Origin of the sequence: Pseudomonas oryzihabitans (genome assembly GCF_006384975.1) — a bacterium.
In the GTDB taxonomy this organism is placed as follows: Bacteria; Pseudomonadota; Gammaproteobacteria; order Pseudomonadales; family Pseudomonadaceae; genus Chryseomonas; species Chryseomonas psychrotolerans_B.
The window spans coordinates 3458219-3482154 of the sequence record NZ_CP021645.1 but is presented as its reverse complement, the minus strand read 5'-3'; the positions used below and the strand labels follow the sequence as shown (position 1 = coordinate 3482154).

Here is a 23936-nt window from a genome sequence, read left to right as displayed (position 1 = left end):
GGAGCTTGTGCCAACATTTGAATCGGAAGGCCAAAAGGCGCTTACGAGGCTGATTTAACGCGACTTAATGGGGATAAGTTAGTGGGGCTTACGTGATCGGACATGGTGCCTTGTGGCAGCGAATCGTGTCCGGGACGTGGCCCCTCAACACGGAGCGTGTCCCCCATGAAGTCGAAGATAACCCAGTCCCTTGCCGAGCGAGCCCCCGTCCCCGAGCGTGGCCGAAGCACCCTTTACGCCGACACCGAGCTCAGGGGCTTCTACCTCATCGTCTCTCCCTCCAAGCGCGCCTACTACGTCCAGTCGCTCGTTAACGGACGCCAGGTGCGGACCAAGCTCGGCGATCACCCCGCGCTCGACGCCAAGGCCGCCCGCGATCTCGCCCGCAAGACGCTGGTCAGCATGCGAGGCGGGGCGAACCCGAACGAGGAGCGACGCAAGGCGAGGGCACGCGGCGTCACGCTGGGCGAGACGCTGGAACTCCACCTCTCTGCCAGGGCCCTTTCGGCACAGACCCTTAAGCAGTACCGCTACAACTGCGAGCAGTACCTGGGCGACTGGATGGACAGGCCCCTGGCCGAGCTCGGCGCTGATAGGGCGGCCATAAGGGAGCGCCACGCGCAGATGACCGCTCGACACGGCATCGCCACGGCGGACGGCGTCATGCGGGTGCTGCGTGCCGTGTACAACCGCGGCCTACGGGAGCACCCCGACCTGCCCTCCAACCCGACAGCGAACGTCGACTTCCATGGCGTACAGCGTAGGCGCGTCGACGCGGCCGAGGATCGCCTGCGAGCGTGGGGTAGGGCGGTCGTGGCGCTGGACAACCCGGTGCGCCGAGACCTGCACCTCTTCATGATTCTGACCGGCATGCGCAGGACCGCCGCCTGCGACGCCCAGATCGAGCAACTGCTACCGACGGGGGACGCCCTGCACGTCCCGAGGCCGAAGGGTGGCGCCGCCAGGGCCTTCGACCTTCCCCTCTCCAGGCCGCTTCAGGACCTTATGGAGCACCGCCGGCAGGGCGCCAGCTCGCCCCGTCGCGGGCACGGCTGGCTGTTCCCCGCGGACAGTCGCAGCGGCAGGGTCTCAGAGGTCAAGCAGGCCGAGCTGGACGGCCTGACGGGCCACGCCCTGAGGCACACCTACGCCACCCTCGCGCTGGAGGCCGGCGTGCCGCTGGCCGAGCTCAAGTTCCTCCTCAACCACGCCATCGGCAACGTCACCATGGGCTACCTCAATCCCAGCCTCGGGCACCTCCGCTCGCTGCAGGAGAGGGCATCGGCGAGAGTGCTTGAGGCCCTGGGTCTCACCTGGACGGTCGGTCAGTGGCCGCCGGTGCCCCAAGACTGAGTTCTGGACCCTCTAGGTGACGTAGACGTGCTCGGAGCGCGATGTCCCGAGCACGAGCCGCCGCTCCGAGACCGCAGCCGCAGACTCGGCCGGATCGAGCAGACCAAACGTTGGTATCTGCGCGCGAATCGCCGCACTAATATGTGAGGCAATCGGGCCGCTATGGTCCGGGGGTCGTCGGCAATGGCTAGGGCGATCAGAAGTGCTTTCGGTGGCAAGAACAGCCGAGGCTCCCCTCCAGAGGCACAACGGAGGATCGGAGCCCTATCTGCGGCGGAAGGCGGCGGATGTGCACAACTCCCTAGCTGACCAGACCGAGACCTCAGAGATGTCGAAGCCCTACCTGGCGCCCACGTTGACGCCCGAAGAAGTACGCACGCTCCACGCGCTCCCCGACGATGCGCTCGTCACCGCACAGGAGGCCGCCGCTTTCCTGCGCCTCCGCTACAACACTCTTGCCTGGTACCGCAGTCACGGTGGCGGTCCCTGCTTCGTGCGCCTCGGCCCGAAGATGATCCGCTACCGCGTGGGTGACCTCCGCCATCACGCCCAGGGGCAGGCGATGGGCGAGGGCATGCGCCGCTCCGCCGACGCCATGCTGGCCACACGTACCTGCGTGAAGGAGGGCTGAGCATGGACGCAAAAGAAAACGCCCGCGGGCTAGGCGGGCGTGAGTGCGACGAGGCGATTAAGGAGGAGACGGGCATGACCACCCGTAAGGAACATGGTACGGCGGCATCCCGGAGGGATACGCCATCGTTCGAGGATGCCGAGTTCTTGGTTCGCGCCGGCTACGAGCTCATTCCTCTACGGGATGGCAGCAAGGCACCTAGGGACAGGAATCGGCCGAATCGTCGATACGTCGCCGCCGACGTGATAGCCGAGGCGCGTGCCCATGGCGCTAACCTTGGAGTGCGCCTCGGGCCGACGGATCTAGTCGTGGACGTGGATCCGCGCAACGGCGGCGATACCTCACTAGGTGCACTGGTCGCCGACTGCGGCTTGGATCTAAACGCGTGCCCCCACGTTGTCACGGGCGGCGGCGGACACCATTACTACTTGCGCAAGCCTGCGGGGCTCGCCACCGTAGGCGGGTTGCCGCAGTACCCCGGCATCGACTTCAAAAAGCAGGGTGGACAGGTTGTGGCCCCTGGTTCGGTGCACCCCGATACCGGCCGCCGCTACGAGTCTGAGTTCTGGATGCTCGGCCCCGACGAGACGCCGCAGGCACCGGCCGAGCTGCTCGAAGTGCTGCGTGTCCGCCGGGTCGAAAGGCCGGCCGGGACCGTCGAGGCGGACCTTTGGGGGGACATAACGCCGGAGCAGCTCGCCGGCGCGCTGGCCGACCTACCGCCTGACGATTTCGGTGAGGGCGCGCACGAAGACTGGTTCCAGCTCATGTGTGCGTGCCACCACGGAACTGCAGCCGCGGGTCGGGAGGAGTTCATCGCCTGGAGTACGCAGGCTGCCGGGTACGGCGACCATGCCGAGGTCATCGGCAAACGGTGGGACTCGCTCGCGGTCCGCTCGGGCCGCGGTGGTAGACCTACTACGGTGCGCCACCTGCACCAAGTGCTCGCCAGGTGCGGCCTGAGCGTCCCGCATGCCGAGCCGGAGGACGACTTCGAGGAGGTGACGGACGAGGAGGTAGCGTCTCTCTCGCAGCGCATCGAGGCGGCCAGCGTCTGGCCGAGGCTCGCCACGACCGAGACGGGGAAGGTCAAGAACGATTTCCATAACTGCCTGGCGCTCGTTAGGCGTCTTGCCCCCCAGATGGGCCTCGTTCACGATGAGTTCGGCGGGGAGACCCATCTGGCGGCTGAGCACTTACCTTGGGGCGGTGCCGGCAGCCGATTGGACGATGACACCGTGCGTCGCATAAGGGCCTTCCTAGTGCAGACGATGAAGGTTAACTGGGGCAAGGACGATGTCATGGAGGCGCTACTCACTGTGGCACTCGAGAACACTGTCCACCCGGTGCGGGAGTACCTTGATCGCCAAGTATGGGACGGCGAGGAACGGCTCGACGGGTGGCTCACCAGTTACGCGGGGGTCGAGGACAACGCGTACACTCGGGCGGTCGGCGCCAAGGTGCTCCTGGCCGCCGTCAGGAGGGTGCGGGTGCCGGGCTGCAAGTTCGACAACGTGATGGTCCTCGAGGGAGAGCAGGGCGTGGGGAAGAGCTCCCTAATAAGGGCTCTCTGCCCCAACGGGGACTGGTTCTCCGACACACCCCTAGGAAATACGGAGAGCAAGGAGGCAGCCCTCGCGCTACGGGGGCGTTGGATCATCGAGCTGGGGGAGATGTCGGTCCTCAAGAGGTCCGCCGTAGAGTCGCTCAAGCAATTCGTCTCGAGCGGGACGGACAAGGTCCGACTGCCCTACGAGCGGATGACGAAAAGTCTCGATAGGCAGTGTGTGTTCATCGGCACGACCAACCAGGCCGAATACCTCATGGACGCGACCGGCAACCGTCGGTTCTGGCCCATCAAGGTCAGGGGCGTGGACCTAGAAGGGATCAGCCTTGTACGCGACCAGCTATGGGCAGAAGCCGCCCACCGAGAGTCCGAGGGGGAGTCGCTCACCCTGCCGAAGGAGCTCTGGGCGGAGGCCCAGGTGGAGCAGGAGTCCAGGAGGACCGAACACCCCTGGGTGGACGTACTCGGCGATATCCTCAACGGTGGTATCTGGCCCCCTGGAAACGAGCCGAGGGTGATCGACCGAGTCCACACCTCGACGCTCTTCGACATGCTGGGGATTGCGGCCAAGGACAGGACGCCAGCCGACTCGAAGCAACTCCGCACAGTCATGGAGCGCAGCCTGGGATGGACCCACAGGGAGAACATGCGAATCGACGGGAAGCAGGGAAAGGGGTACGAAATGTGGTGGCCTAATTCTCGTGGACACCTCGATAGGGGATGATCATCCCCCACGAGGATCTGAACGCCATGACATCACGTATCCGTAGACGCTTCGACACCGCCTTCAAACTGCAGGTGGTGCAAATGATCAGAGACCAAGGCCTGAGCGTGACGCAGGTCTGCCGTGACTTGGACCTGGTCGATAGTGCAGTACGCCGTTGGCTGGCCCAGTACGATGCCGAGCAGGCGGGGCAGCCTGGCCAGGGTAAGCCGTTGACTGCAGAGCAACAACGCATTCGGGAGTTGGAGCGGGAAAACCAGCGGCTACGCGAGGATGTCTCGATCCTAAAAAAAGCCTCGGCCTTCTTCGCCCGGGAACTGAAGTGATCCAGCAGATGATCGATCAGTGGCAGGAGAAGGTCGAAACGTCCCGACCGTGTCGGCTTGTGGGTGTGAGTCGCTCGGGCGTGTATGCTGCACGTCATCGCGGGCGAGTCTCACGGGCCTGCCCCCTTACCGCACCGTTGCAGGCTGCCTTCCAGGCGAGTGGTGGCAACTACGGTAGTCGCCGGCTGAGTGCGAGCCTGAAGGCCCAGGGCTTGCGTGTGGGGCGCCACCGAGTGCGACGCCTGATGAAGCAGCAGGGCCTGAAGGCGCACTGGAAGCGTCAGTTCGTCCATACCACCGATAGCCGACATGAGCTGCCGATAGCCGACAACCACCTGGCTCGACGCTTTAACCCGCACGCCCCCGACCAGGCGTGGGGAGCTGATATCACCTACATCCGCACCGAGCGCGGCTGGCTGTACCTGGCGGCCGTGCTGGATTTGTATTCACGCAAGATCGTGGGCTGGGCGATGGCTCCGCACATGCCCGCCGAGCTGGTCTGCACGGCACTGCAAATGGCCATCGCGCTACGCCAGCCCACGCCTGGGCTGATCGTGCACACCGACCGCGGCAGCCAGTATGCCAGCCAAGCCCACCGCGACCTGCTGACTCGCCATGGCCTGGTTGCCAGCATGAGCCGCAAGGGAAACTGCTGGGATAACGCCGTCATGGAACGGTTCTTCCTGAACCTGAAGATGGAACGGGTCTGGCAACGCCGTTACGCCAATCCGGCCGAGGCCGCTGCCGACATCACTCATTACATCGTCGCCTTCTACAACACCCACCGGCTGCACTCCACCCTCGGCTATCGATCACCTGCCGACTACGAGAAGGCCACTACCTGAAATCCCCTATCCCGGTGTCCACCAAAGCTTGACCACTACAAAAAGCCCGTAAAAGCCTGCCTTTGAGGGCCGACTAAACCAGGGGGCGTTACCCTGCTACCGCCTAGCGAGTATCTTCGGTAACGCGCCAAAGCCTTGCACCGCAAGGCTTGTTACCTTGTTACTCTTGTTACCTTAAAAAATAAAGTAATAAGAAGTAAGGACCCTCCATTCTCGTCGCAGCACACATTGCTCGGCTGCTGACGGATATCCGACAAGTTCAGAGTTTTGGCGATTTGCACAGCAACATCAGTAACGCGGCAGCAAGCCGTGCGGTGCAAGGCTTTGGCCCGATACTGCCGGGTAACAAGGGGCGGTAACGCAGTAGCGCGCCTGTTTGACTATCCGGGATGGCCCCGTGGCCGAATTCGCATCTTGGGACACTCACCGGGTTCTCCCTCGCGCGCGAGGCCTCGCCCATCGATCCCCTATCGGCGGGCGCGATGTCCCCCGTGCCACGCCGACGCTGGCCGAACGGTGGCTCGCCGCGCGCGCCTGACACGCCAGGATCACGGTCGTAAGCCGTCTTTTCTGGAGAGACCCATGACCCGCAAGATCCCCGTCGCGTTCACGCCCGAGCTGCGCGAGCGCTTCCTAGAGCTGCTGGAGGAGACCTGCTCGCCGAAGCGGGCCGCCGAGGCCTGCGGCATCCACCGCCGCACGGCCTTCGAGCACAAGCAGCGCGACGCGGCGTTCCGTGCCCGCTGGGAGGCGGCCCTCGAGACCGCGCTCGACGGCCTGCTCGGCGAGGCCTACGCCCGCGCCACCGAGGGCAAGAGCGACCGCCTGCTGGAGGTGCTGCTCAAGTTCCGCTTCGGCGACCGCATGGCCGAGCGCCTGCGCATCAAAGTCGAGGCCCAGACGGGGCTGAGCTTCGAGGCGCTGCAGCGTATGAGCGAGGAGGACCAGGCGCGGCTCGTGCCCTTGCTGGAGCGGTACGCCGAGGCCGAGCGGGAGGCCCTGGCCGAGGCGGACCGGCCATGAGCGGGCTCACCGCGTCGCAGGCGCTCGCCTACCTGCGCCTGATCGACTCGGCGGTGGCCTCGGTCGTCGCCACCGCGCCGGCCGCCGTGGAGCGCCTGGGCGGCCCGAGGTTCGTCAGGTCGCGCCTCCGGGTGGGCTCGCCGGCCCTGGGGCCCGTCCCGGCGCTCGACGCCGAGGAGTGGGCGCAGCTGGCGGTCGAGCACGCGGAGAGGGGGCCGTACTCGTGAGGGGCCGCCAGCTGCCGAAGCACGCTCTCATGGCGGCCCACCTCAGGACGCAGGGCTATGACCTCGTCGAGCCCGGACGCTGGCCCGACGACGGCGGGGCCCGCCGGGAGCCGGTGCTGGACTACAACGCGGACCCCCGCGGGCGGGTCGTGCGGCGCGTCGGCTGGGTGAGGTGCATGCGCTGCCGGCGTCCGGCCTGGAGCGGCGACGTCGTCCGCTGCCGGATCTGCGTCGGCTGCGGGGGCCTGGCCGGGCCGGACTGAGCGCCCGACCGACGATCTACGGGCGGGAGCCCTCCACGTCGAGCCGCCACCTGGCCCCGTCCGTTCGTGGCGGGGCGCACGACACGGCCGTGACACGCGATGGCTCGCGCCGTCGCGACGGCGACGCACGATGGCCTCACTCCGGGGCCGAAGGCGGTCCCGAGGCGTGAGGCACGCGCCGACGGCTGAGGCTGGGCACAGCGACCCACCGAGGCAACCTCCCCAGCGGCATCCCGCCGCCGCCGAGGGTCCCGGAGATCGGAGACCCTTCCAGGACCGCACTCATCAAAACCCCCATGCTGACCGTCTCGGCCATCGCCGAGCACGCCCAGGCACTTGCGTCCATCAACGCCCGCGCCGTCCGCGTCATCGAGCGCCTGCAGAGAGACGCCGCCGCCCGCCGCACCGAGATCGTTGCACGCTGGGCGAAGACCCGCGCCTCGGGCATGCAGACCCAGATGTCCGTCCTCCAGGGGCTCGAGGCGCAGGAGGTCCGGCAGGCCCTCGTGGAGGTCCGCGCCTCGGCCGACGACGAGCTGGACGGCCTGCTACGCGAGGCGGGCAAGGCGCACGCCGCGGCCGTCGGCCAGCGCGTCTACTACGCCAGCCCCGTCCAGGTCCTCGCCCGGCAGGCGCTCGGCTCCGAGCGTCGCACGGCCTACACCGTGCAGCTCCGGGGCGCAGGGCCTGCGGAGCTCGCCGCGATGGGGCAGCTCGCCGTTGGCACCTCGGACGTGGCCCTGGCCGCCGCCGTGCTCTCCCGGCTGGACCAGCTTCCGCGCGACTCGCGCCCCTTCACCGCGTCCGAGCTCGCCAACGCCGTCGGCATGGACGAGCACCGGAAGGCCGCCGAGTACATCGCCATCGCGGAGCACCAGCTACAGGCTACCGTGGTCGCCATCCGTGCCTGGCGTGCGGGTCGCTCCAGCCCCCTGAGCACTGTGGGCCTCGCGATGCAGCGGCAGGCCCTCGACCCCTCGCTGCTCGAGGAGCTCGAGAATGCTGACCGCGGCTGAGGAGAGGAGGGCACGGGGCATCGCTTTCGGCGTGGCGTGCGACGCCATGGTGGGAGCGATGCGGGGCCGGTCGATCAGGCAGCGCGGCGAGCTGATCGAGCCGCTGCGCCTGGCGTGCGAGCGTGCCGGCTACGCCCTGGGCGGACCGGTGTTCGACCGGGCGGCCGAGCACCTCGGCCTGCACTACTCGCGCTCGTGGGACTGCTACGTCGACCGGGCGACGCTGGCCGACGCCGAGGGGGCATGCTACGGGTGCCGCCCTGGCGTATGGACGGGGCTGCTCGACGCGTACGTCCCCTGACGTGTTGTCAGGCCGTGTTAGAGAAGGGCTACCCGGAGGGTAGCCCTTTGTCTTTCAGTCGCTTACGTGGCCCGACCCGTTGATGCGGCATCAAATGTCCAACGTCATGCTCATGGTCGAGTACATAGGTTATCAAAGCCCATAAGTACTTTTGGAGAAAAGCGGTCCCAGCCTGTTGATGGAACTCTTCGTTTACCTTGATCGAGTTCTTCGACAAATAGATCTACATCTGTTTTATTTGATACTGATATGACTTCTTTGACTTTTTCGAAGTGCTTTCTCGAAGCAGAGCGTGCAAAAACTTCGAAAGGAGAATATTGGTGTCCCGCATAAACTAGAGTTATGGGCCACCATGCAATTCTTTCAAACTCAGCCCTAAGGTACAAGATAAAATCGGCTTGCATAATCGATGAGAAGTCTATGCACGAGTGTCTTGTTCTTTCTTTTAAAATATCCGCTTGAAGAGATATTCTGTTCAATTTGAGTCGTCTATTTCTGTAATCAAGTGAGTCTGGCATTTGTAGAAATGCACTAAAAGTTCCTGCTCCATGGTTAAATCGGGAGCTATCGTTTCTAGTGCAATAGGGGGTCTCAAGTAATAGGTTTGCCGCCGAAAATCTTTCATTTTTACATAGTATTGCAATGGTGCTTAAAAACAGCTCGTGCACCAAAAATTTGTAGTTGTCAAAATCTGCTGTATTGTAGCTTCTTGCGGATTGAGGGGGTAATGTATAGTCAATGAGGCGTTCAAAAAATCTATGAAGCTTTTGGATCATTTCTTCTGTGGCTTGATATTGCGCGATAGACAAAATGACGTTGAGAACTTCGTCCTTGGCACTGGCTAGTTCGCCAAGGTTTTCTACTACTTCATCATCAAATTCTTTCGAATCTGATTGTTTTATTCTAAACCTTTCGAGGTTTTCGGTGAAAAGACTAAGATACTCGTCAGTTGCGCCATTTGCATAACTTTTCCCTGTCTTGAGGGCGTCATTTGCTCTTCTAAAAGAAGCTGTTGCTCCTAAGGAGGTAGTATTGGCAGACTCAAGAAATTCCGGCCTTTTTCCTATTTCTGGTTTGATATATAGAGGTTTGTCAAACACCCATCGAAGGAGCTTTTCAAAGTCTTCGTTGTATCTCTCAGGCTCACTGAGATCGATATATATTCTGCTATTGTAATAGGTCGGGAGATATGCTTTGCCGTGTTCATCTCTGCACGGGAGGATTGCAACAAACTTGTCCTGAGATTGGTTTTCATAAACCTTTCTAGAAATGATTTGGGTCTCTGTACCTACTCCGCCGTTTCGGCCGTCCGCTTTCTCTGCATATATTTTGTCAGAAACTATAGCGACCTTTTTTATGTTTTCATCGGTTACCATTTTTTCCATGAAAGCTACTGAGTCATGTCCTTCACGTAGATCCCATTTGTCTAGTATGACGTCAACGCCGGATTCAACCAGTTGTGTGGCTAAGTCAATAACCCATTGTTCATGCTCAGGTGTAGACCAGCTGTAGGAAATAAATAGTTTAGGGGCAACTGATTCCATTTCTATAGTCCCGCTTTCTGGTGGCGATAGTCTGATACTAGCGGACCAACACGTCATCAGAAAGCGGTCATCAGAGCCTAATTACATCTGCTTTTCCCAAGCTCGACGAACTTGCCAGTGCGCACGACCTTGACGATGTCCACGATCTTGACCAGGTCGGGCGTAAGGCCTCGGTCTGCAGCCACCGAGCAGATGTAGTTGGCGAAGCCGTCGCGCGGAGTGCGGTCGTCGATGACGCCGACGTAGAGGTTGTTCCTGCCCATCCAGGTCGCGTCCTTCACCTTCGGCTCCTTCCCGCTCTTGACGAGGTAGGTGACGAAGTCCCTTTGGGCCTGGGTAGGCTCGTCTGCCGCGTGCGCGGACAGGGCGACGACGGTGGCTAGTGCGGCGATGACGTGACGCATGGTGCTCTCCTTCCATGAGGATCGTGTCTGATAAATAGTCCATTTTGGACTATCCCGATGTGGACTCTACCGTGCCGTGAACCCCAGGTCACTGCACGATGGCGAACTCTACCCACAACGACGACTACCAGACGCTCCTCGACGTCCTACGCGGGGCGAGGCAGCGTGCGGGCGTCTCGCAGGTGGAGCTCGCACGGCGGATCGGCAACACCCAGACCTTCGTGTCCAAGTGCGAGAGGGGCGAGAGGCGTATAGACGCCGTCGAGCTGGTCGAGCTGGCCGAGGCGATAGGGGTGCCGCCGCTCGAGCTGATCGGGGAGTTTCTTGATAGGAGGGGGAGGGGCAGCGACTCGCCCAAGACGCGCAAGGGACGTCCGTCCGTGCGCTAGCGTGTCGGAACCGTGTTTGCCTTGGCCCAGAAACGACGAAGGCCAACCGGGAGGTTGGCCTAAGGTCTTGCAGCGCTTGGTGCCGGCACCAGGAGTCGAACCCGGGACCTACTGATTACAAGTCAGTTGCTCTACCAGCTGAGCTATACCGGCAAGGGGGACGCCATTATAGCCATGGAAAAGCCCTTGTAAACCAAGGATGTGCGTCCGTTAAGCCTCGTGTAAGCGCCGAACCGGTAGAATGGGGCAAAGAGCTTGCGAGGAGCCGCTGATGAGAACGAAGACCCTGGCCATGCTGGCCGCTGCTCTGGCTGGTTGCACCAGTCAGGCGAACCTTGAGCGCAATCCGCCGATGGAGTTGCGTACGGGCAAGAGTGCTGAAGACTATCGCGGCTGCCTGGTTGCCGGGCTCGAGAAGGATGGTCGCCATGTGGTGGTCCAGCCGCAGGGGAGCAGCCAGCGGGTGCTGGTGGACAGCAAGGTGCCTGGGGCGACCGCGGCGATCATCGATATCGGATCGGCTTCGCGGGGGACGCGGATTCAGTTGCGTGAGCAGATGGCGAACAATCCGCTGCGGCCGCGAACCATCTTGACGGCGGTGAAGGATTGTCTGTGAGGTGAGGCGGCCCTCACCCCGGCCCTCTCCCGGAGGGAAGAGGGGGAAGAGCGGCGGCATCGCTGAGGTTGGCTAGACAGATAATTGCTGAGGTTGGCTGGACAGATACGAGAAGGGCGCCGATTGGCGCCCTTCTCGCGTTGTGCCACTGCGATCAGGCGGCCGGTTGATCGCGGTGGTGCGGTTCAGCAGCAGCGCGTTGACCGCTCACGTTGCGCAGCGGGGTGCCCCGGACCGGGGCGCCGTTGGCGACGTAGTAGGCGGCGTTGCTGCGTGGCAGCGGGGTGCGGCCGCGAATTTTGTCGGCGATCTTCTCGGCAATCATTATGGTCGGGGCATTGAGGTTGCCGGTCGCGATGATCGGCATGATGGAGGCGTCCACCACGCGCAGGCCTTCCAGGCCGTGCACCCGACCGGCGCCGTCGACCACTGCCATGTCGTCGGTACCCATCTTGTTGGAGCAGGAGGGATGATAGGCGGTCTCGGCATGGGAGCGCACGAAGGCGTCCAGCTGGGCATCGGTCACGCAGTCGCGGCCCGGGTTGATCTCTTCGCCGCGGTAGGGGTCCAGTGCCGGCTGCTGCATGATCTCGCGAGTCAGGCGGATGCCGTCGCGGAATTCGCGCCAGTCCTGCTCGGTACTCATGTAGTTGAACAGGATGCTGGGGTGCTGGCGCGGATCACGCGAGGTCAGCTCGATACGACCCCGGCTGGGCGATCTCATGGAGCCGACGTGGGCCTGGAAGCCGTGGGCTTCGATGGCGTTGCTGCCGTTGTAGTTGATGGCGATCGGCAGGAAGTGGTACTGGATGTTGGGCCAGTCGAACTCTTCGCTGGAGCGGATGAAACCGCCCGCTTCGAAGTGGTTGGTGGCGCCCAGGCCGGTGCCCTTGAGCATCCACTCCAGGCCGATCTGCGGCTGGTTGTACCACTTCAGTGCCGGATACAGCGAGACCGGCTGCTTGCACTCGTACTGCAGGTACATCTCCAGGTGATCCTGCAGATTCTGGCCGACGCCGGGCAGGTCGTGGATCACCGGGATGTCGAAGCGCCGCAGCAGCGGCGCGGGGCCGACACCGGAGCGCTGCAGGATCTGCGGCGAGGCGATGGCGCCAGCGCAGAGCAGTACCTCGCGGCGGGCGCGCGCGGTGATGACTTCCATGGAGTCGCCCTTCAGGTAGGCCACGCCAGAGGCGCGCTTGCCGTCGAAGAGGATGCGGTCGGTGGTGGCGTGGGTGACGATGGTCAGGTTTGGGCGGCCCTTGGCCTGGTCCAGGTAGCCGCGGGCGGTGCTGGAGCGACGGCCGTCCGGGGTGACGAAACGGTCCATCGGGCCGAAGCCTTCCTGCTGGTAGCCGTTGAGATCGGTGGTGCGCGGGTAGCCGGCCTGGACGCCGGCCTCGACCATGGCTTCGAACAGCGGATTGGCGTTTGGCTTGGCGGTGGTCACCGAGACCGGGCCGTCGCCGCCATGCCAGTCGTTGGCACCGGCGTCGCGCTTCTCGGCCTTGCGGAAGTAGGGCAGGCAGTCCAGGTAGGTCCAGTCTTCCAGGCCATCGAGCTGCGCCCACTGGTCGTAGTCCAGGGCATTGCCGCGGATGTAGCACATGCCGTTGATCAGCGAGGAGCCACCCAGGCCCTTGCCACGGCCGCATTCCATCCGGCGGTTGTCCATGTGCGGCTCGGGCTCGGTCTGGTAGGCCCAGTTGTATCTCTTGCCCTGCAGCGGATAGGCCAGGGCGGCCGGCATCTGGGTGCGGAAGTCCAGGCGATAGTCGGGGCCACCGGCTTCGAGCAGCAGGACGGTCACGTCCTTATCCTCGGTCAGGCGGGTCGCCAGGACGTTACCGGCCGAGCCGGCGCCGATGATGATGTAATCGAATTCTTGGGCCATGAAGGTTCTCCTCTTAGCTGTGGGCGCGGACCCCTGGTCCCTTGCCCCCGGCCCCTCTTCGGCGAAGAGGGGAGAAAGCGACCCCTCCACGGCGGCGGGAGGGGGGCAGGCTAGCGGTGTGCTCAGAACACCGAGGCGTAGTCGCCCAGCTCGACCTGCACGGACTTGATGCGGGTGTAGTGGCCCAGGGTGGAGATGCCGTTCTCGCGGCCCACGCCGGACTGCTTGTAGCCGCCGACGGGCATTTCCGCCGGGGACTCGCCCCAGGTGTTGATCCAGCAGATACCGGCTTCCAGGCGATGGATGACCCGGTGCGCGCGCGCCAGGTCGCAGGTGACGATGCCGGCGGCCAGGCCGTATTCGCTGTCGTTTGCGCGACGGATCACTTCGTCTTCGCTGTCGTAGGTGAGGATGCTCATGACCGGCCCGAAGATCTCTTCGCGCACGATGGTCATGTCGTCGCGGCAGTCGGCGAAGACGGTCGCGGCGACGTAGGCGCCCTTGGCGAATTCGCCGGTGGTGACGCGCTCACCGCCGATCACCAGGCGGGCGCCTTCGCGACGGCCCGACTCGATGTACTCGAGCACGCTTTCCATATGACCGAGGCTGGTGAGCGGCCCGAAGTTGGTGTTCAGGTCCTCGGGGTTGCCCAGGCGGATGCGCTTGACGCGCTCGACCACCTTGGCTTCGAAGGCCGCGGCCAGCGTCTTGGGTACGAAGACCCGGGTGCCATTGGTGCAGACCTGGCCGGTGCTGAAGAAGTTGGCCATCACGGCGATGTCCGCCGCGCGATCCAGATCGGCATCTTCGAAGACGATCAGCGGCGACTTGCCGCCCAGTTCCATGGTGACTTCCTTGAGCGTGGAGCTGGAAGCACTGGCCATGACCTTCTTGCCGGTGGTGGTACCGCCGGTGAAGGAAATCTTCTCGATGCCGGGGTGCTCGCTCAGCCATTGACCGACTTCGCGACCACTACCGGTGAGGACGTTGAAGACGCCATCGGGCAGGCCGGCTTCGGTGTAGATCTCGGCCAGTTTCAGGGCAGTGAGGGAGGTCACCTCGCTGGGCTTGAAGATCATGGCGTTGCCGGCGGCCAGGGCCGGGGCGGATTTCCACAGGGCGATCTGGATCGGGTAGTTCCAGGCACCGATGCCGGCGACCACGCCCAGGGGTTCGCGACGGGTATAGACGAAGGAGGTCTCGCGCAGGGGGATCTGCTCGCCTTCCAGAGCCGGGATCAGGCCGGCGTAGTACTCGAGCACGTCGGCGCCGGTGACGATGTCCACGGCCTGGGTTTCGGACAGGGCCTTGCCGGTGTCCAGGGTTTCCAGCAGGGCGAGCTCATCGTTGCGCTCACGCAGGATATCCACCGCCTTGCGCAGGATCCGCGAACGCTGCATCGCGGTCATGGCGGCCCACACCTTCTGGCCGGCGGCCGCGGCTTCGACGGCCTTGTCCACGTCGGCGCGGCTGGCGCGCTGGACCTGGGCGAGCACTTCCCCGGTAGCGGGGTTGAGGCTTTCGAAGGTGGCGCCACTGGTGGCGGCGACGTAGCGACCACCGATGTAGAGCTGCTGTTCGGCGAAACGGGCCATGACGATCTCCCAGGCTGGGCAGGCGCCGTTGCGCCCGCAAGGAACACAGGGAGCGAAAGACGAGGCTTTCTGCTCCAGCGATGGAAACCAGTCTACTTAATTTTTATTGAACGTTCAATCAATGAAAAGTGCGCGACGAAAACCAGCCGTGCCGAGGGCCGGCCCAGAGCGGTTCGAGTGGGGAGGTGGAGCGGGCGGGCCCCTGCCTGGGAGGTGGCAGGGGCGGCGGGGACTGGTGGATCAGGCCTTGGCCAGTTGCAGGTCCAGGTAGTCGTAGGCGATCTGCAAGGCTTGCTGGGTATTGAAGGCGTCGCCGGAGAGGGCGCCGCGCAGCCAGAGGCCGTCGATGATGGCGGCCAGGCCACGGGCGGCGGCGCGGGCCTGGTCGCGAGGCAGCAGGCGACGGAATTGCCAGCAGAGATTCGAGTACAGGCGCAGGTCGTTGATGCGCTGCAGGCGCCGCAGGTTGGGCTGGTGCATGCTGGTGGCCCAGAAGGCCAGCCAGGTCTTCATGGCCGGGCCGCTGACCTGGGTCTCGTCGAAGTTGCCCTGGATGATGGCGCGCAGGTTGGCGGCGGGATCGTCGTTGGGCAGCAGCGCCCGGCGTTCGCGCACGGCCTGGCGCAGGGCATTCATCAGATGCCGCATGGTGGCCTCGAGCAGGCCGTTCTTGTCTTGGAAGTAGTGGCTGATGATGCCGTTGGAGACGCCGGCCTTGCGGGCGATGAAGGCGATACTGGCGTCGCCCATGCCGACTTCGTCGACGGCTTCGAGGGTCGCGGCGATGAGCTGCGAGCGGCGGATGGGCTGCATGCCGACCTTGGGCACGGGCATCTCCTGAGAGGGCGGAAGGAGCCTCCGAGGGTAACTATTTTTTATTGAACGTTCAATCAATAAAAAATATCACTGCCTCTCGGATTGTGCCTGGGTACTGGCGGTAACACCAGTCCTGACGGGTGGTTACTTTTAATAACCGCCAGGAGGGCGTAGGCTGGAGTCAGTTCTGCTTCGAGGATCGCCATGGACGCCGTGGTCAGTCGTATCTCCAGTCGTCGCCGTCTGCATGCCCATGCCTGTCCGATCCGGGACGTGCTGGATCGGATCGGTGATGCCTGGTCCTTGCTGACGCTCTTCACCCTGGAATCCGGCCCGCTGCGCTTCAACGAATTGCGCCGCCGGGTCGACGGCATTTCCCAGCGCATGCTCAGCGTCACCCTGCGCCAACTGGAGCGCGATGGCCTGGTCTCGCGCACGGTGACGCCGACCAAGCCGCCGCAGGTGGAGTACGCCCTCACCGAGCTGGGCCAGAGCCTGATGGTGCCGGTGGGCGCCCTGGCTGCCTGGGCCACCGCGAAGCAGCCTCTCATTCAGCGCCACAGGGCGGCCTACGATAGGGTCGCCGAGGAGATTCCTGATGACCCGTCTCGCTAAGACCGCCCTGTCGGTCCTCGACCTCGCTCCCATCCGTGACGATGGCGACGCGGCCCAGGCGCTGCACAATGCCCTGAACCTGGCTCGGCATGTCGAGCGACTCGGCTTTTCCCGCTACTGGGTGGCCGAGCACCACAACATGGACGGCATCGCCAGTTCGGCGACCGCCGTGCTGCTGGGCTATCTGGCCGCCGGTACCAGCACCCTGCGCCTGGGCTCGGGTGGCATCATGCTGCCCAACCACGCGCCGCTGGTGGTGGCCGAGCAGTTCGGCACCCTGGCCTCGCTGTATCCGGGACGGATCGAACTGGGCCTCGGTCGGGCGCCGGGGTCGGACCAGCGCACCGCCTATGCTCTGCGCCGCGATCGCCTGGGCAGCTCCGACGACTTTCCGCGGGACGTGGAAGAACTGCAGCATTACTTCGGACCGCAACAGCCGGGGCAGGGCGTGATCGCCATGCCGGGGGTGGGCACCGAGGTGCCGATCTGGCTGCTGGGTTCCAGTCTGTTCAGCGCCCAGTTGGCGGCGGCCAAGGGCCTGCCCTATGCCTTCGCCTCGCACTTCGCGCCGCGCTATGTGCACGAGGCGATCCGCCTGTATCGGGAGAATTTCCAGCCGTCCAAGACGCTAGATCGCCCCTATGTGATGCTCGGCGTACCCCTGGTGGCCGCCGGTAGCGACGACGAGGCCAACTACCTGGCCACCACCGTCTATCAGCGCATCCTCGCCCTGTTCCGTGGTGACAGCCTGCGCCTGCAGCCGCCGGTACGCAGCATGGAGGGGGTCTGGTTGCCCCATGAGAAGGAATCCGTGTCGAGCTTCCTCGGCATGGCGGTGATCGGCGGACCGGACAAGGTGCGTGAGCGCCTGGAGTTGCTGCTGGAGAAGACCGACGCCGACGAGCTGATCTTCACCTGCGACGTCTACGAGCAGGCGGATCGCTTGCAGGCGTTTTCGATCCTGGCGGATCTGAAGAGCGGTTGATGGGAGCTGGGCCTGTTGGGCTTCGCTGGGCTCAACCCAACCTACGCGAGCCCCGTAGGTTGGGTTGAGACGGCATCATCGTCGAAGCCCAACAGGTCCAAACGAAAAGGCCGACCGTTTGTAGCGGTCGGCTTTTTCATGTCTGCAAGAAGGCAGCTGCTGCCCTTTGTTGGGCTTCGCTGCGCTCAGCCCAACCTACGCAGAGGCTGGGTAGCGTGGAAAACCGCGCAGCGTTTTCCACCGGCCGGTACTGGCGCGAGCTGTGGATAAGGCTGCGCCGTTATCCACGCTACGGGGCCGTACGTTTTACAGGAAGGTGAAGACCTGCTCGCGGGTCAGGCGGGACTTGGGCAGGGCGGCGTTGAAGTCGCTTTCGCCGCGGTAGCCCAGGCCGACCACCACCAGGGCGGTGTAGCCCTGCTCGCGCAGGCCCAGTTCCTTATCCAGGCTGTTGGCGTCGAAGCCTTCCATGGAGGTGGCGTCGATGCCCAGGGCGGCGGCGCCCAGCAGCAGGGTGCCCAGGGCCAGGTAGGTCTGCTTCTCCATCCAGTGCTGCACGTCCTTGCGCTCATGGCGATGCAGGTCGACGAAGTGGCGACGGGTGCCGTCCTGGGCGGCGCGCGCCTCGGGCTTGGCGAAGCGGCCGTCCTGGGCTTCCTGCTCCAGCACCTGGGCCAGATGGCCTTCGGTCATTTCCAGGCGGGTGCACAGCACGATGACGTGGGACGCCGGCAGTACCTTGGGTTCGTTGTAGGGGCTCTGCATACCCTGGGCGATGCGCGCCTTGGCCTCGGCGCTGGCGGCGACCACGAAGTGCCAGGGCTGGGAATTGACCGAGGACGGCGCCTGGCGCAACAGCTCCAGCAGTTCCTCGACCTGTTCGGCGGGGATGCTGCGGGAGCCGTCGAAGGCCTTGGTGGTGTAGCGGGTGCGGGCGATCTGGGACAGCTGCATGGGTCGATTCCTGATTGAGGGGAGGCGTCGCGCCTCTGGGGCGCGACGATAACGTGAAGCCTTGAAGAGTGCTTAGAAGCCCTCCAACACGAGCTTGCCGCGGGCCTGGTGGCTTTCCAGCTGGGCATGGGCGCGGCGCAGGTTGGCGGCGTCGATGCGGCCCAGGTGTTCGCCCAGGGTGGTCTTGAGGGTGCCCTCGTCGATCAGCCCGGCGACCCGTTCGAGGATCTCGTGTTGGCGCACCTTATCCGGGGTTTGGAACAGCGAGCGGGTGAACATCAATTCCCAGTGCAGCGACAGGGACTTGAGCTTCATGGGCACGGCATCGAGTTGTTCGGGATCGTCGATCACCGCCAGGCGGCCTTGAGGGCGCAACACTTCCACCAACTGAGCGTAATGCTGGTCGGTGTGGGTGAGGCTGGCGACCAGCGTCACGCCGTCCAGGCCGAGGGCTTCCAGTTGCGGGCGCAGCGGCTGGTGGTGGTCGATGACGTGGTGGGCACCGAGTTCGCGGACCCAGTCCTGGGTCTCGGCGCGGGAGGCGGTGCCGATCACGGTCAGCTCGGTGAGTTGGCGCGCCAGTTGGATCAGCACGGAGCCAACGCCGCCCGCGGCACCCATCACCAGCAGTTGCTGACCGGCGCCACCGCCTTCGGCGACGCCGAGGCGATCGAACAGCAGCTCCCAGGCGGTGACGGCGGTCAGCGGCAGGGCGGCGGCCTGGGCATGGTCCAGGCTCCTGGGTTTGTGGCCGGCCAGGTGTTCATCTACCAGGTGCAGTTCGCTATTGCAGCCGGGGCGGAACAGTTCGCCGGCGTAGTAGACCTCATCGCCTACGGCGAAGCGGCTGACCGCGCCGCCCACCTCACGTACCACGCCGGAGACATCCCAGCCCAGCACCTTGGATTCGCGCTCCACCAGACCCTGGCGCACCTTGGTATCCACCGGGTTGACCGCGATGGCGCGGACTTCCACCAGTAGATCGTGAGCGCCTGGAGTAGGATCGGGCAGTTCGACATCCTGCAGGGCGCGGGGATCGCTGGCAGGAAGGGTGATATCACCGTGGACGATGGCTTTCATGGTGGGGCTCCTTGAGCGATGAGAGAATTTGAGGCCATGGTCGTCTTCATCCTTGGTGGGAAAAAGCGGCAGAATCGGATAGCACCTTCACCATGGGAGTGAAAATGATCCGCTTCGACGACCTCGGTCTTTTCGTGCGCTCCGCCGCTCTGGGCAGCTTTTCCCGCGCCGCCCGCGAGATAGACCTGCTGCCGGGCCAGGTGAGCGCCGCCATCGGCCGGTTGGAGCGCGAGCTGGGCATCCGCCTGTTCGCTCGCTCGACCCGCAGCCTGAGACTCACTGCCGAGGGCGAGGCCTATCTGCCCTATGCCCGGGAGGTGCTGGAGACCCTGCGCGAGGGGCGCGAGCGGCTGCAGGGCGAGAACCCCGAGTTGCGTGGAGTGTTGCAGGTGGCGGCGCCGTCCGATCTGGGGCGTAATCTGCTGCTGCCCTGGCTGACCGAATTCCGCCAACGGCATCCAGGGCTGACGCTGCGGCTGTACGTGTCGGATCAGCAGGCCGATGTCTACCGCGATCCGGTGGATATCGCCATCCGCTACGGGCGCAGCCAGGACGATAGCTTGGTGGCCTTGCCTTTGGTGCCGGACAATCGCCGGCTGCTGGCGGCTGCGCCAGCCTATCTGGCGCGTCGGGGTACGCCGCGTAGCCTGGACGAGCTGGCCGGGCACGCCTGCCTGCTTTACCAGTTGCATGGCCGGACCTACGACAAGTGGAGCTTCGTATTGCCCGAGGGCGGCCTGCGCCAGGTGGCGGTGAGCGGACCGTTGCAGAGTGACGATGCCGAGGTGGTACACCGCTGGGCACTGGCGGGAGAGGGCATCCTCTACAAGTCCTGGCTCGAACTGCGCGAGGATTTCCAGGCCGGGCGCCTGGTGCGATTGCTGCCCGAGCTGCCCGGCGAGCCCCTGCCGCTGCAACTGTTCTGCCCGCATCGCCGGCAATTCTCGCCCGCGGTCAGGCAGCTGCATGGCTGGCTGACCGAGCGCTTCGCGGCGCTGGGCCCTCAGCCCTGAACGAAAAAAAGGTGGCTTCCACCTGGAAGCCACCCCTTGGGTACCGCATCGAGCTTATTGCAGGTGCTGCTTCAGCAACTGGCCAGCCTGGGACAGCGCCGCCTGGACCTCGGAGACCTTCGCCAGGGCGTTGAGCAGCCCATAGTCGTGGATCATGCCGTCGTATTGGACCTGGACCACGTCGACACCGGCGGCGTTGAGCTTGCGGGCATAGGCCTCGCCCTCGTCACGCAGCACGTCGTTCTCGGCGGTCTGCACCAGCGCCGGCGGCAGGCCCTTGAGCTGCTCCAGGGTGGCGCGCAGCGGCGAGGCGTAGATGTTGGCGCGGTCGGCTTCGTTGGTGGTGTAGCTGTCCCAGAACCACTTCATCATGTTGCGGGTGAGGAAACGGCCTTCGGCGTACTCCTTGTAGGACGGGGTGTCGAAGTTGGCGTCGGTCACCGGCCACAGCAGGGCCTGGTAGCGCAGCTTGGGCGTGCCCTTGTCCTTGGCCATCAGGCTGACCACCGCGGCCATGTTGCCGCCGACGCTGTTGCCGGCCACGGCCAGGCGACTGCCGTCGACATTGATTTCCTTGCCGTGCTCGGCGACCCATTGGGTCGCGGCGTAGGCCTGGTTGATGGCCACCGGGAAGTGGGCTTCCGGACTCGGGGTGTAGTTGACGAATACCGCCGTTGCGCCGGAGGCCACCACCAGGTCACGCACCAGGCGCTGGTGGGTGGGGAAGTCACCCAGCACCCAGCCGCCGCCATGGAAGAACATGAAGGCCGGCGTCTCGCCCTTGGCGTTTTCCGGGCGGACGATGGTCAGCAGCAGCGGCTTGCCGTCGACCTGGATGGTTTTTTCAGTGGTCTTGACGCCGGACAGGTCGACCTTGACGCTGGCCTGGGCACCGACCAGAACGGCACGAGCGTCTTTCGGCGACAGGGTTTCCAGGGGTTTGCCACCGCTGGAATTCAGGCTGTCGACGAAGGCCTGGGTGGTGCGCTCCAGGTGCGGATCGGGCTGGGGCGCGGCGAAGGCGCTGCCCATGGCCAGGGTGAGGGTGGAAAGACCGAGCAGACGAGAGAAGGTGCGCATGATGGATGACTCCGCGAAGCTGAAGGAGCGGGCGCCTCGGCATGAGGCGCCTGGTAGGTGCCGCGACCCTTAGGCCAGGATCAGACGCACGTCCACGTTGCCGCGGGTGGCGTTGGAGTAGGGGCAGACCTGGTGGGCTTTCTCGATCAGGTCTTCGGCCACGGCGCGCTCCAGGCCCGGCAGGCTGATGGTCAGCTCGACGTCGATGGCGAAGCCGGTGGGGATCGGGCCGATGCCGACCTGGGCGGTCACGCTGACGTCAGCCGGAACGGCGATCTTTTCCTTGGCACCGACGAATTTCATCGCGCCGAGGAAGCAGGCGGAGTAGCCAGCCGCGAAGAGTTGCTCGGGGTTGGTGCCCGGACCACCAGCGCCGCCGAGTTCCTTGGGTGTGGACAGCTGCACGTCCAAGGCCTTGTCGCTGCTGATGGAACGGCCATCACGGCCACCGGTGCTGGTTGCGGAAGCGGTGTAGAGAATGTTCATGGCGGACTCCTGATTTATGTATCGCGATAATCGATTCGCTGGACCGAGATACTGAAGATTCCCGGGGACGGCTTTAAGTTATCGCGATATTAGTTATCGCGCAAATTTATCTCGGAAGTGGCCGACCAGCGGTCGTTCGGCCTTAACGCTCCAGCTTGGCGCGCAACGCGGTGAGGTTTTGGCGCAGTTCGGTCATTTCCTGGTCGCCCAGGGCGCAGTAGCTGCCGATGGTGCCATTGATCTTCTTGGCCTTGTCGCGCAGGGCGCGCCCTTGCGCGGTGAGCTCGATGGACAGGTTGCGTTCGTCCTCGGCGTTGCGCTGGCGGGTCACGTAGCCCTCGGCTTCCAGACGCTTGAGCACCGGGGTCAGGGCACCGGAGTCCTGGTGCAGCCGACGGGCCAGTTCCTTGAGCGGGAGGCGGTCGTTCTCCCAGAGCACCAGCATCAACAGATACTGGGGATAGGTCAGCCCCACCTCTTCGAGCAGCGGCTTGTACACCTTGGTCATGGCCAACGAGGTGGAGTACAGCGCGAAGCACAGCTGCTGATCGAGCAGGAGAGGGTCTTTGCTGGTCATGGAGATCTCGCTACGGCAAATGAGAAATGATTCTACCCCGAGCATTTGGGTAGCATAGCCTTTCACCTTCAGACCCCATGGTTTTCATGCGTATCCATGTTTCCTTCATCGATCGTGTCGGCATCACCCAGGAGGTGCTGGCGCTGCTCGGTGCACGCAATCTCAACCTGGATGCGGTGGAAATGGTGCCGCCGAATGTCTATATCGATGCGCCGACCCTGAGCGCGGCGGTGCTGGAGGAGTTGCGCGCCGCCTTGCTGACCGTGGTGGGGGTGGAGGCGGTACGGGTAGTGGACATCCTGCCCGGCCAGCGGCGCAGTCTGCAGCTCGATGCGCTGCTCGCCGCCATGGCCGATCCGGTGCTGGCGGTGGACGGCGAGGGCCGGATTTTGCTGGCCAATCCGGCCTTCGCCGCCCTGGCCGGCGAAGACGCCGGCAGTACCCTGGCCGAACTCTTCAACGATGCCGAGTTGCCGGTCGAATTACTGGCCCAGGGCTTTCGCCTGCCGTTACGCGAGGTGGTGCTGCGCGGCCAGGCGCTGCTGCTGGACGCCACCCCCATCGGCGAACCGGTGGGCGGCCTGGCGGGTGGTCTCCTAACCCTCTATGCACCCAGCCGTATCGGTGGGCGACTCTCGGCACTGCGCCACGATACCCCCGAGGGCTTCGATTCCCTGCTCGGCGACTGCGCGGCCATCCGCACCCTCAAGGCCCGGGCCCAGCGTCTGGCAGCCCTGGAGGCACCGCTGCTGATCCTCGGCGAGACCGGCACCGGCAAGGAGCTGGTGGCCCGTGCCTGCCATGCCGCCAGTGCCCGCCGCGACGCACCCTTTCTGGCGCTGAATTGCGCGGCGCTACCGGAGAGCCTGGCCGAGAGCGAGTTGTTCGGCTACGCCCCGGGTGCCTTCACCGGCGCCCAGCGTGGCGGCAAGCCGGGGCTGCTGGAGCTGGCCGACCAGGGGACGGTGTTTCTCGACGAGGTCGGCGAGATGTCACCCTACCTGCAGGCCAAGTTGCTGAGATTCCTCTCCGATGGCACCTTCCGCCGGGTCGGCGGCGCCCACGAGACCCAGGTCAATGTGCGCATCCTCGCCGCCACCCATCGCGACCTCCAGGCCATGGTGGCGGTCGGCACCTTTCGCGAAGACCTCTTCTATCGCCTCAACGTGCTCAGCCTGCAGGTGCCGGCGCTGCGTGAGCGCGGCCAGGACATCCTGCTGCTGGCACGGCACTTCCTGCAGCAGGCGTGCGCCCAGATCGGTCGCCCGCCGTGCCGCCTGGCCCCGGCCACCTACGGTGTGCTGCTGGGCAACGCCTGGCCGGGCAACGTGCGCCAGTTGCAGAACATCCTCTTTCGCGCCGCGGCCATCAGCGAGAGCGGCCAGATCGACGTCGACGACCTGGATCTGGCCGGTACCGCCGTGGCGGGACAGGTGGAGACCGAGGTCGGCACCCTGGAGGCCGCCGTACAGGGCTTCGAGGCGGCGCTGCTGGAGCGGCTCTATCCGCAGTTTCCCTCCAGCCGCCAGTTGGCCGCGCGCCTGCAGACCTCGCACTCGGCCATCGCCATGCGTCTGCGACGCTACGGCATTCCCCGGCGAGACTAAGCGCA

Annotated in this window: 24 protein-coding genes and 1 tRNA gene; 14 read left to right on the top strand and 11 right to left on the bottom strand. The window is 64.6% G+C overall.

All coding sequences use genetic code 11. The features are described 5' to 3' along the window. The first annotated feature begins 165 nt into the window (after nt 1-165). The 8 genes from CCZ28_RS15665 to CCZ28_RS15630 all read left to right on the top strand — a co-directional run bounded on the left by CCZ28_RS15665 (nt 166) and on the right by CCZ28_RS15630 (nt 8276). On the top strand, nt 166-1353 hold the full coding sequence (locus CCZ28_RS15665; RefSeq protein WP_140219432.1) for a tyrosine-type recombinase/integrase: 1188 nt from the start codon (nt 166-168) through the stop codon (nt 1351-1353). Nucleotides 1354-1681: 328 nt separating this feature from the next. After that, the gene (locus CCZ28_RS15660; RefSeq protein ID WP_140219430.1) at nt 1682-1984 is read left to right on the top strand and encodes a helix-turn-helix transcriptional regulator; all 303 of its coding nucleotides are present in this window, start codon (nt 1682-1684) and stop codon (nt 1982-1984) included. 2 nt (nt 1985-1986) lie between these two features. Continuing rightward, nucleotides 1987-4275, top strand: a complete 2289-nt coding sequence (locus CCZ28_RS15655) for a VapE domain-containing protein (RefSeq protein ID WP_140219428.1) — start codon at nt 1987-1989, stop codon at nt 4273-4275. Between the two features lie 26 nt (nt 4276-4301). Beyond that, nucleotides 4302-5446, top strand: a protein-coding gene (locus CCZ28_RS15650) for an IS3 family transposase (RefSeq protein ID WP_140221366.1) whose coding sequence is annotated in 2 segments (ribosomal slippage) — nt 4302-4572 and nt 4572-5446 — 1146 coding nt in all. Because the reading frame shifts where the segments join, the coding sequence is not laid out codon by codon here. A 582-nt stretch (nt 5447-6028) separates the two neighbouring features. Next, nucleotides 6029-6469, top strand: coding sequence for a hypothetical protein (locus tag CCZ28_RS24580; RefSeq protein WP_140219426.1), 441 nt, complete (start codon nt 6029-6031; stop codon nt 6467-6469). Beyond that, nucleotides 6466-6696: a hypothetical protein gene (locus CCZ28_RS15640; RefSeq protein WP_140219425.1), complete on the top strand. Its 231-nt coding sequence runs from the start codon at nt 6466-6468 to the stop codon at nt 6694-6696. Before CCZ28_RS24580 ends, CCZ28_RS15640 begins: the two co-directional genes overlap by 4 nt. Before the next feature lie 559 nt (nt 6697-7255). Next, entirely contained in the window at nt 7256-7975 is a 720-nt protein-coding gene (locus tag CCZ28_RS15635; RefSeq protein WP_140219423.1) for a hypothetical protein, read from the top strand. Beyond that, a complete protein-coding gene (locus tag CCZ28_RS15630; protein WP_140219421.1) occupies nt 7959-8276 on the top strand; it encodes a hypothetical protein in 318 nt (105 codons plus the stop codon). Before CCZ28_RS15635 ends, CCZ28_RS15630 begins: the two co-directional genes overlap by 17 nt. A gap of 110 nt (nt 8277-8386) precedes the next feature. On the opposite strand, the gene CCZ28_RS15625 is transcribed toward CCZ28_RS15630, so the two are convergent. Next, a complete protein-coding gene (locus CCZ28_RS15625; RefSeq protein WP_140219419.1) occupies nt 8387-9820 on the bottom strand; it encodes an SEFIR domain-containing protein in 1434 nt (477 codons plus the stop codon). A gap of 77 nt (nt 9821-9897) precedes the next feature. Continuing rightward, a complete protein-coding gene (locus tag CCZ28_RS15620) occupies nt 9898-10224 on the bottom strand; it encodes a hypothetical protein (protein WP_140219417.1) in 327 nt (108 codons plus the stop codon). Between the two features lie 98 nt (nt 10225-10322). On the opposite strand from CCZ28_RS15620, the gene CCZ28_RS15615 reads away from it, so the two are divergent. Next, nucleotides 10323-10613, top strand: coding sequence for a helix-turn-helix domain-containing protein (locus CCZ28_RS15615; protein WP_140219415.1), 291 nt, complete (start codon nt 10323-10325; stop codon nt 10611-10613). A 77-nt stretch (nt 10614-10690) separates the two neighbouring features. Here the strand turns inward: CCZ28_RS15615 and CCZ28_RS15610 are convergent. Next, nucleotides 10691-10766: transfer RNA gene (locus CCZ28_RS15610), tRNA-Thr, on the bottom strand. A 118-nt stretch (nt 10767-10884) separates the two neighbouring features. Here CCZ28_RS15610 and CCZ28_RS15605 point away from each other — a divergent pair. Beyond that, nucleotides 10885-11229: a hypothetical protein gene (locus tag CCZ28_RS15605; protein WP_140219413.1), complete on the top strand. Its 345-nt coding sequence runs from the start codon at nt 10885-10887 to the stop codon at nt 11227-11229. A 154-nt stretch (nt 11230-11383) separates the two neighbouring features. Here the strand turns inward: CCZ28_RS15605 and betA are convergent, their stop codons facing one another. The 3 genes from betA to betI all read right to left on the bottom strand — a co-directional run bounded on the left by betA (nt 11384) and on the right by betI (nt 15546). Next, entirely contained in the window at nt 11384-13123 is a 1740-nt protein-coding gene (betA, locus tag CCZ28_RS15600; protein WP_140219411.1) for a choline dehydrogenase, read from the bottom strand. Between the two features lie 122 nt (nt 13124-13245). Beyond that, nucleotides 13246-14718 carry a betaine-aldehyde dehydrogenase gene (betB, locus tag CCZ28_RS15595; RefSeq protein ID WP_140219408.1) on the bottom strand — a complete coding sequence of 491 codons (1473 nt, stop codon included), beginning with the start codon at nt 14716-14718 and terminating at the stop codon, nt 13246-13248. A gap of 240 nt (nt 14719-14958) precedes the next feature. After that, nucleotides 14959-15546, bottom strand: a complete 588-nt coding sequence (gene betI, locus CCZ28_RS15590; RefSeq protein ID WP_140219406.1) for a transcriptional regulator BetI — start codon at nt 15544-15546, stop codon at nt 14959-14961. A 192-nt stretch (nt 15547-15738) separates the two neighbouring features. Between betI and CCZ28_RS15585 the strand changes: the two genes are divergently transcribed. Together CCZ28_RS15585 and CCZ28_RS15580 are read left to right on the top strand one after the other, a co-directional pair. Further along, nucleotides 15739-16149, top strand: coding sequence for a winged helix-turn-helix transcriptional regulator (locus CCZ28_RS15585; protein ID WP_140219404.1), 411 nt, complete (start codon nt 15739-15741; stop codon nt 16147-16149). Then, complete coding sequence (locus CCZ28_RS15580; protein ID WP_140219402.1) at nt 16133-17134, top strand: LLM class flavin-dependent oxidoreductase; 1002 nt, start codon at nt 16133-16135, stop codon at nt 17132-17134. The genes CCZ28_RS15585 and CCZ28_RS15580 overlap by 17 nt, the downstream gene beginning before the upstream one ends. Nucleotides 17135-17440: 306 nt before the next feature. Here CCZ28_RS15580 and nfsB read toward each other — a convergent pair whose 3' ends face one another. Next, the gene (nfsB, locus tag CCZ28_RS15575) at nt 17441-18088 is read right to left on the bottom strand and encodes an oxygen-insensitive NAD(P)H nitroreductase (protein ID WP_140219400.1); all 648 of its coding nucleotides are present in this window, start codon (nt 18086-18088) and stop codon (nt 17441-17443) included. 72 nt (nt 18089-18160) lie between these two features. Continuing rightward, a complete protein-coding gene (locus CCZ28_RS15570; RefSeq protein WP_140219398.1) occupies nt 18161-19168 on the bottom strand; it encodes a zinc-binding alcohol dehydrogenase family protein in 1008 nt (335 codons plus the stop codon). 104 nt (nt 19169-19272) lie between these two features. Between CCZ28_RS15570 and CCZ28_RS15565 the strand changes: the two genes are divergently transcribed. After that, nucleotides 19273-20181, top strand: coding sequence for a LysR family transcriptional regulator (locus CCZ28_RS15565; RefSeq protein ID WP_140219395.1), 909 nt, complete (start codon nt 19273-19275; stop codon nt 20179-20181). A 54-nt stretch (nt 20182-20235) separates the two neighbouring features. Here the strand turns inward: CCZ28_RS15565 and CCZ28_RS15560 are convergent, their stop codons facing one another. The 3 genes from CCZ28_RS15560 to CCZ28_RS15550 form a co-directional block, all read right to left on the bottom strand. After that, nucleotides 20236-21261 (bottom strand): alpha/beta hydrolase, encoded by a 1026-nt coding sequence (locus tag CCZ28_RS15560; RefSeq protein ID WP_140219391.1) that lies wholly within the window; start codon nt 21259-21261, stop codon nt 20236-20238. A 69-nt stretch (nt 21262-21330) separates the two neighbouring features. Then, nucleotides 21331-21747 carry an organic hydroperoxide resistance protein gene (locus tag CCZ28_RS15555; RefSeq protein ID WP_140219389.1) on the bottom strand — a complete coding sequence of 139 codons (417 nt, stop codon included), beginning with the start codon at nt 21745-21747 and terminating at the stop codon, nt 21331-21333. 142 nt (nt 21748-21889) lie between these two features. Further along, nucleotides 21890-22324, bottom strand: coding sequence for a MarR family winged helix-turn-helix transcriptional regulator (locus CCZ28_RS15550; protein ID WP_140219387.1), 435 nt, complete (start codon nt 22322-22324; stop codon nt 21890-21892). Between the two features lie 86 nt (nt 22325-22410). Here CCZ28_RS15550 and CCZ28_RS15545 point away from each other — a divergent pair, with 86 nt between their 5' ends. Further along, a complete protein-coding gene (locus CCZ28_RS15545; RefSeq protein ID WP_140219385.1) occupies nt 22411-23931 on the top strand; it encodes a sigma-54-dependent transcriptional regulator in 1521 nt (506 codons plus the stop codon). Nucleotides 23932-23936 lie beyond the last annotated feature (5 nt).

Excerpts from the sequence above, each read along its gene's own strand:
- CCZ28_RS15665 (WP_140219432.1), top strand. The coding sequence starts at position 166 with ATGAAGTCGAAGATAACCCAGTCCCTTGCCGAGCGAGCCCCCGTCCCC.
- CCZ28_RS15660 (WP_140219430.1), top strand. The coding sequence starts at position 1,682 with ATGTCGAAGCCCTACCTGGCGCCCACGTTGACGCCCGAAGAAGTACGC.
- CCZ28_RS15655 (WP_140219428.1), top strand. The coding sequence starts at position 1,987 with ATGGACGCAAAAGAAAACGCCCGCGGGCTAGGCGGGCGTGAGTGCGAC.
- CCZ28_RS24580 (WP_140219426.1), top strand. The coding sequence starts at position 6,029 with ATGACCCGCAAGATCCCCGTCGCGTTCACGCCCGAGCTGCGCGAGCGC.
- CCZ28_RS15640 (WP_140219425.1), top strand. The coding sequence starts at position 6,466 with ATGAGCGGGCTCACCGCGTCGCAGGCGCTCGCCTACCTGCGCCTGATC.
- CCZ28_RS15635 (WP_140219423.1), top strand. The coding sequence starts at position 7,256 with ATGCTGACCGTCTCGGCCATCGCCGAGCACGCCCAGGCACTTGCGTCC.
- CCZ28_RS15630 (WP_140219421.1), top strand. The coding sequence starts at position 7,959 with ATGCTGACCGCGGCTGAGGAGAGGAGGGCACGGGGCATCGCTTTCGGC.
- CCZ28_RS15625 (WP_140219419.1), bottom strand. The coding sequence starts at position 9,820 with ATGGAATCAGTTGCCCCTAAACTATTTATTTCCTACAGCTGGTCTACA.
- CCZ28_RS15620 (WP_140219417.1), bottom strand. The coding sequence starts at position 10,224 with ATGCGTCACGTCATCGCCGCACTAGCCACCGTCGTCGCCCTGTCCGCG.
- CCZ28_RS15615 (WP_140219415.1), top strand. The coding sequence starts at position 10,323 with ATGGCGAACTCTACCCACAACGACGACTACCAGACGCTCCTCGACGTC.
- CCZ28_RS15605 (WP_140219413.1), top strand. The coding sequence starts at position 10,885 with ATGAGAACGAAGACCCTGGCCATGCTGGCCGCTGCTCTGGCTGGTTGC.
- betA (WP_140219411.1), bottom strand. The coding sequence starts at position 13,123 with ATGGCCCAAGAATTCGATTACATCATCATCGGCGCCGGCTCGGCCGGT.
- betB (WP_140219408.1), bottom strand. The coding sequence starts at position 14,718 with ATGGCCCGTTTCGCCGAACAGCAGCTCTACATCGGTGGTCGCTACGTC.
- CCZ28_RS15585 (WP_140219404.1), top strand. The coding sequence starts at position 15,739 with ATGGACGCCGTGGTCAGTCGTATCTCCAGTCGTCGCCGTCTGCATGCC.
- CCZ28_RS15580 (WP_140219402.1), top strand. The coding sequence starts at position 16,133 with ATGACCCGTCTCGCTAAGACCGCCCTGTCGGTCCTCGACCTCGCTCCC.
- nfsB (WP_140219400.1), bottom strand. The coding sequence starts at position 18,088 with ATGCAGCTGTCCCAGATCGCCCGCACCCGCTACACCACCAAGGCCTTC.
- CCZ28_RS15570 (WP_140219398.1), bottom strand. The coding sequence starts at position 19,168 with ATGAAAGCCATCGTCCACGGTGATATCACCCTTCCTGCCAGCGATCCC.
- CCZ28_RS15565 (WP_140219395.1), top strand. The coding sequence starts at position 19,273 with ATGATCCGCTTCGACGACCTCGGTCTTTTCGTGCGCTCCGCCGCTCTG.
- CCZ28_RS15560 (WP_140219391.1), bottom strand. The coding sequence starts at position 21,261 with ATGCGCACCTTCTCTCGTCTGCTCGGTCTTTCCACCCTCACCCTGGCC.
- CCZ28_RS15555 (WP_140219389.1), bottom strand. The coding sequence starts at position 21,747 with ATGAACATTCTCTACACCGCTTCCGCAACCAGCACCGGTGGCCGTGAT.
- CCZ28_RS15550 (WP_140219387.1), bottom strand. The coding sequence starts at position 22,324 with ATGACCAGCAAAGACCCTCTCCTGCTCGATCAGCAGCTGTGCTTCGCG.
- CCZ28_RS15545 (WP_140219385.1), top strand. The coding sequence starts at position 22,411 with ATGCGTATCCATGTTTCCTTCATCGATCGTGTCGGCATCACCCAGGAG.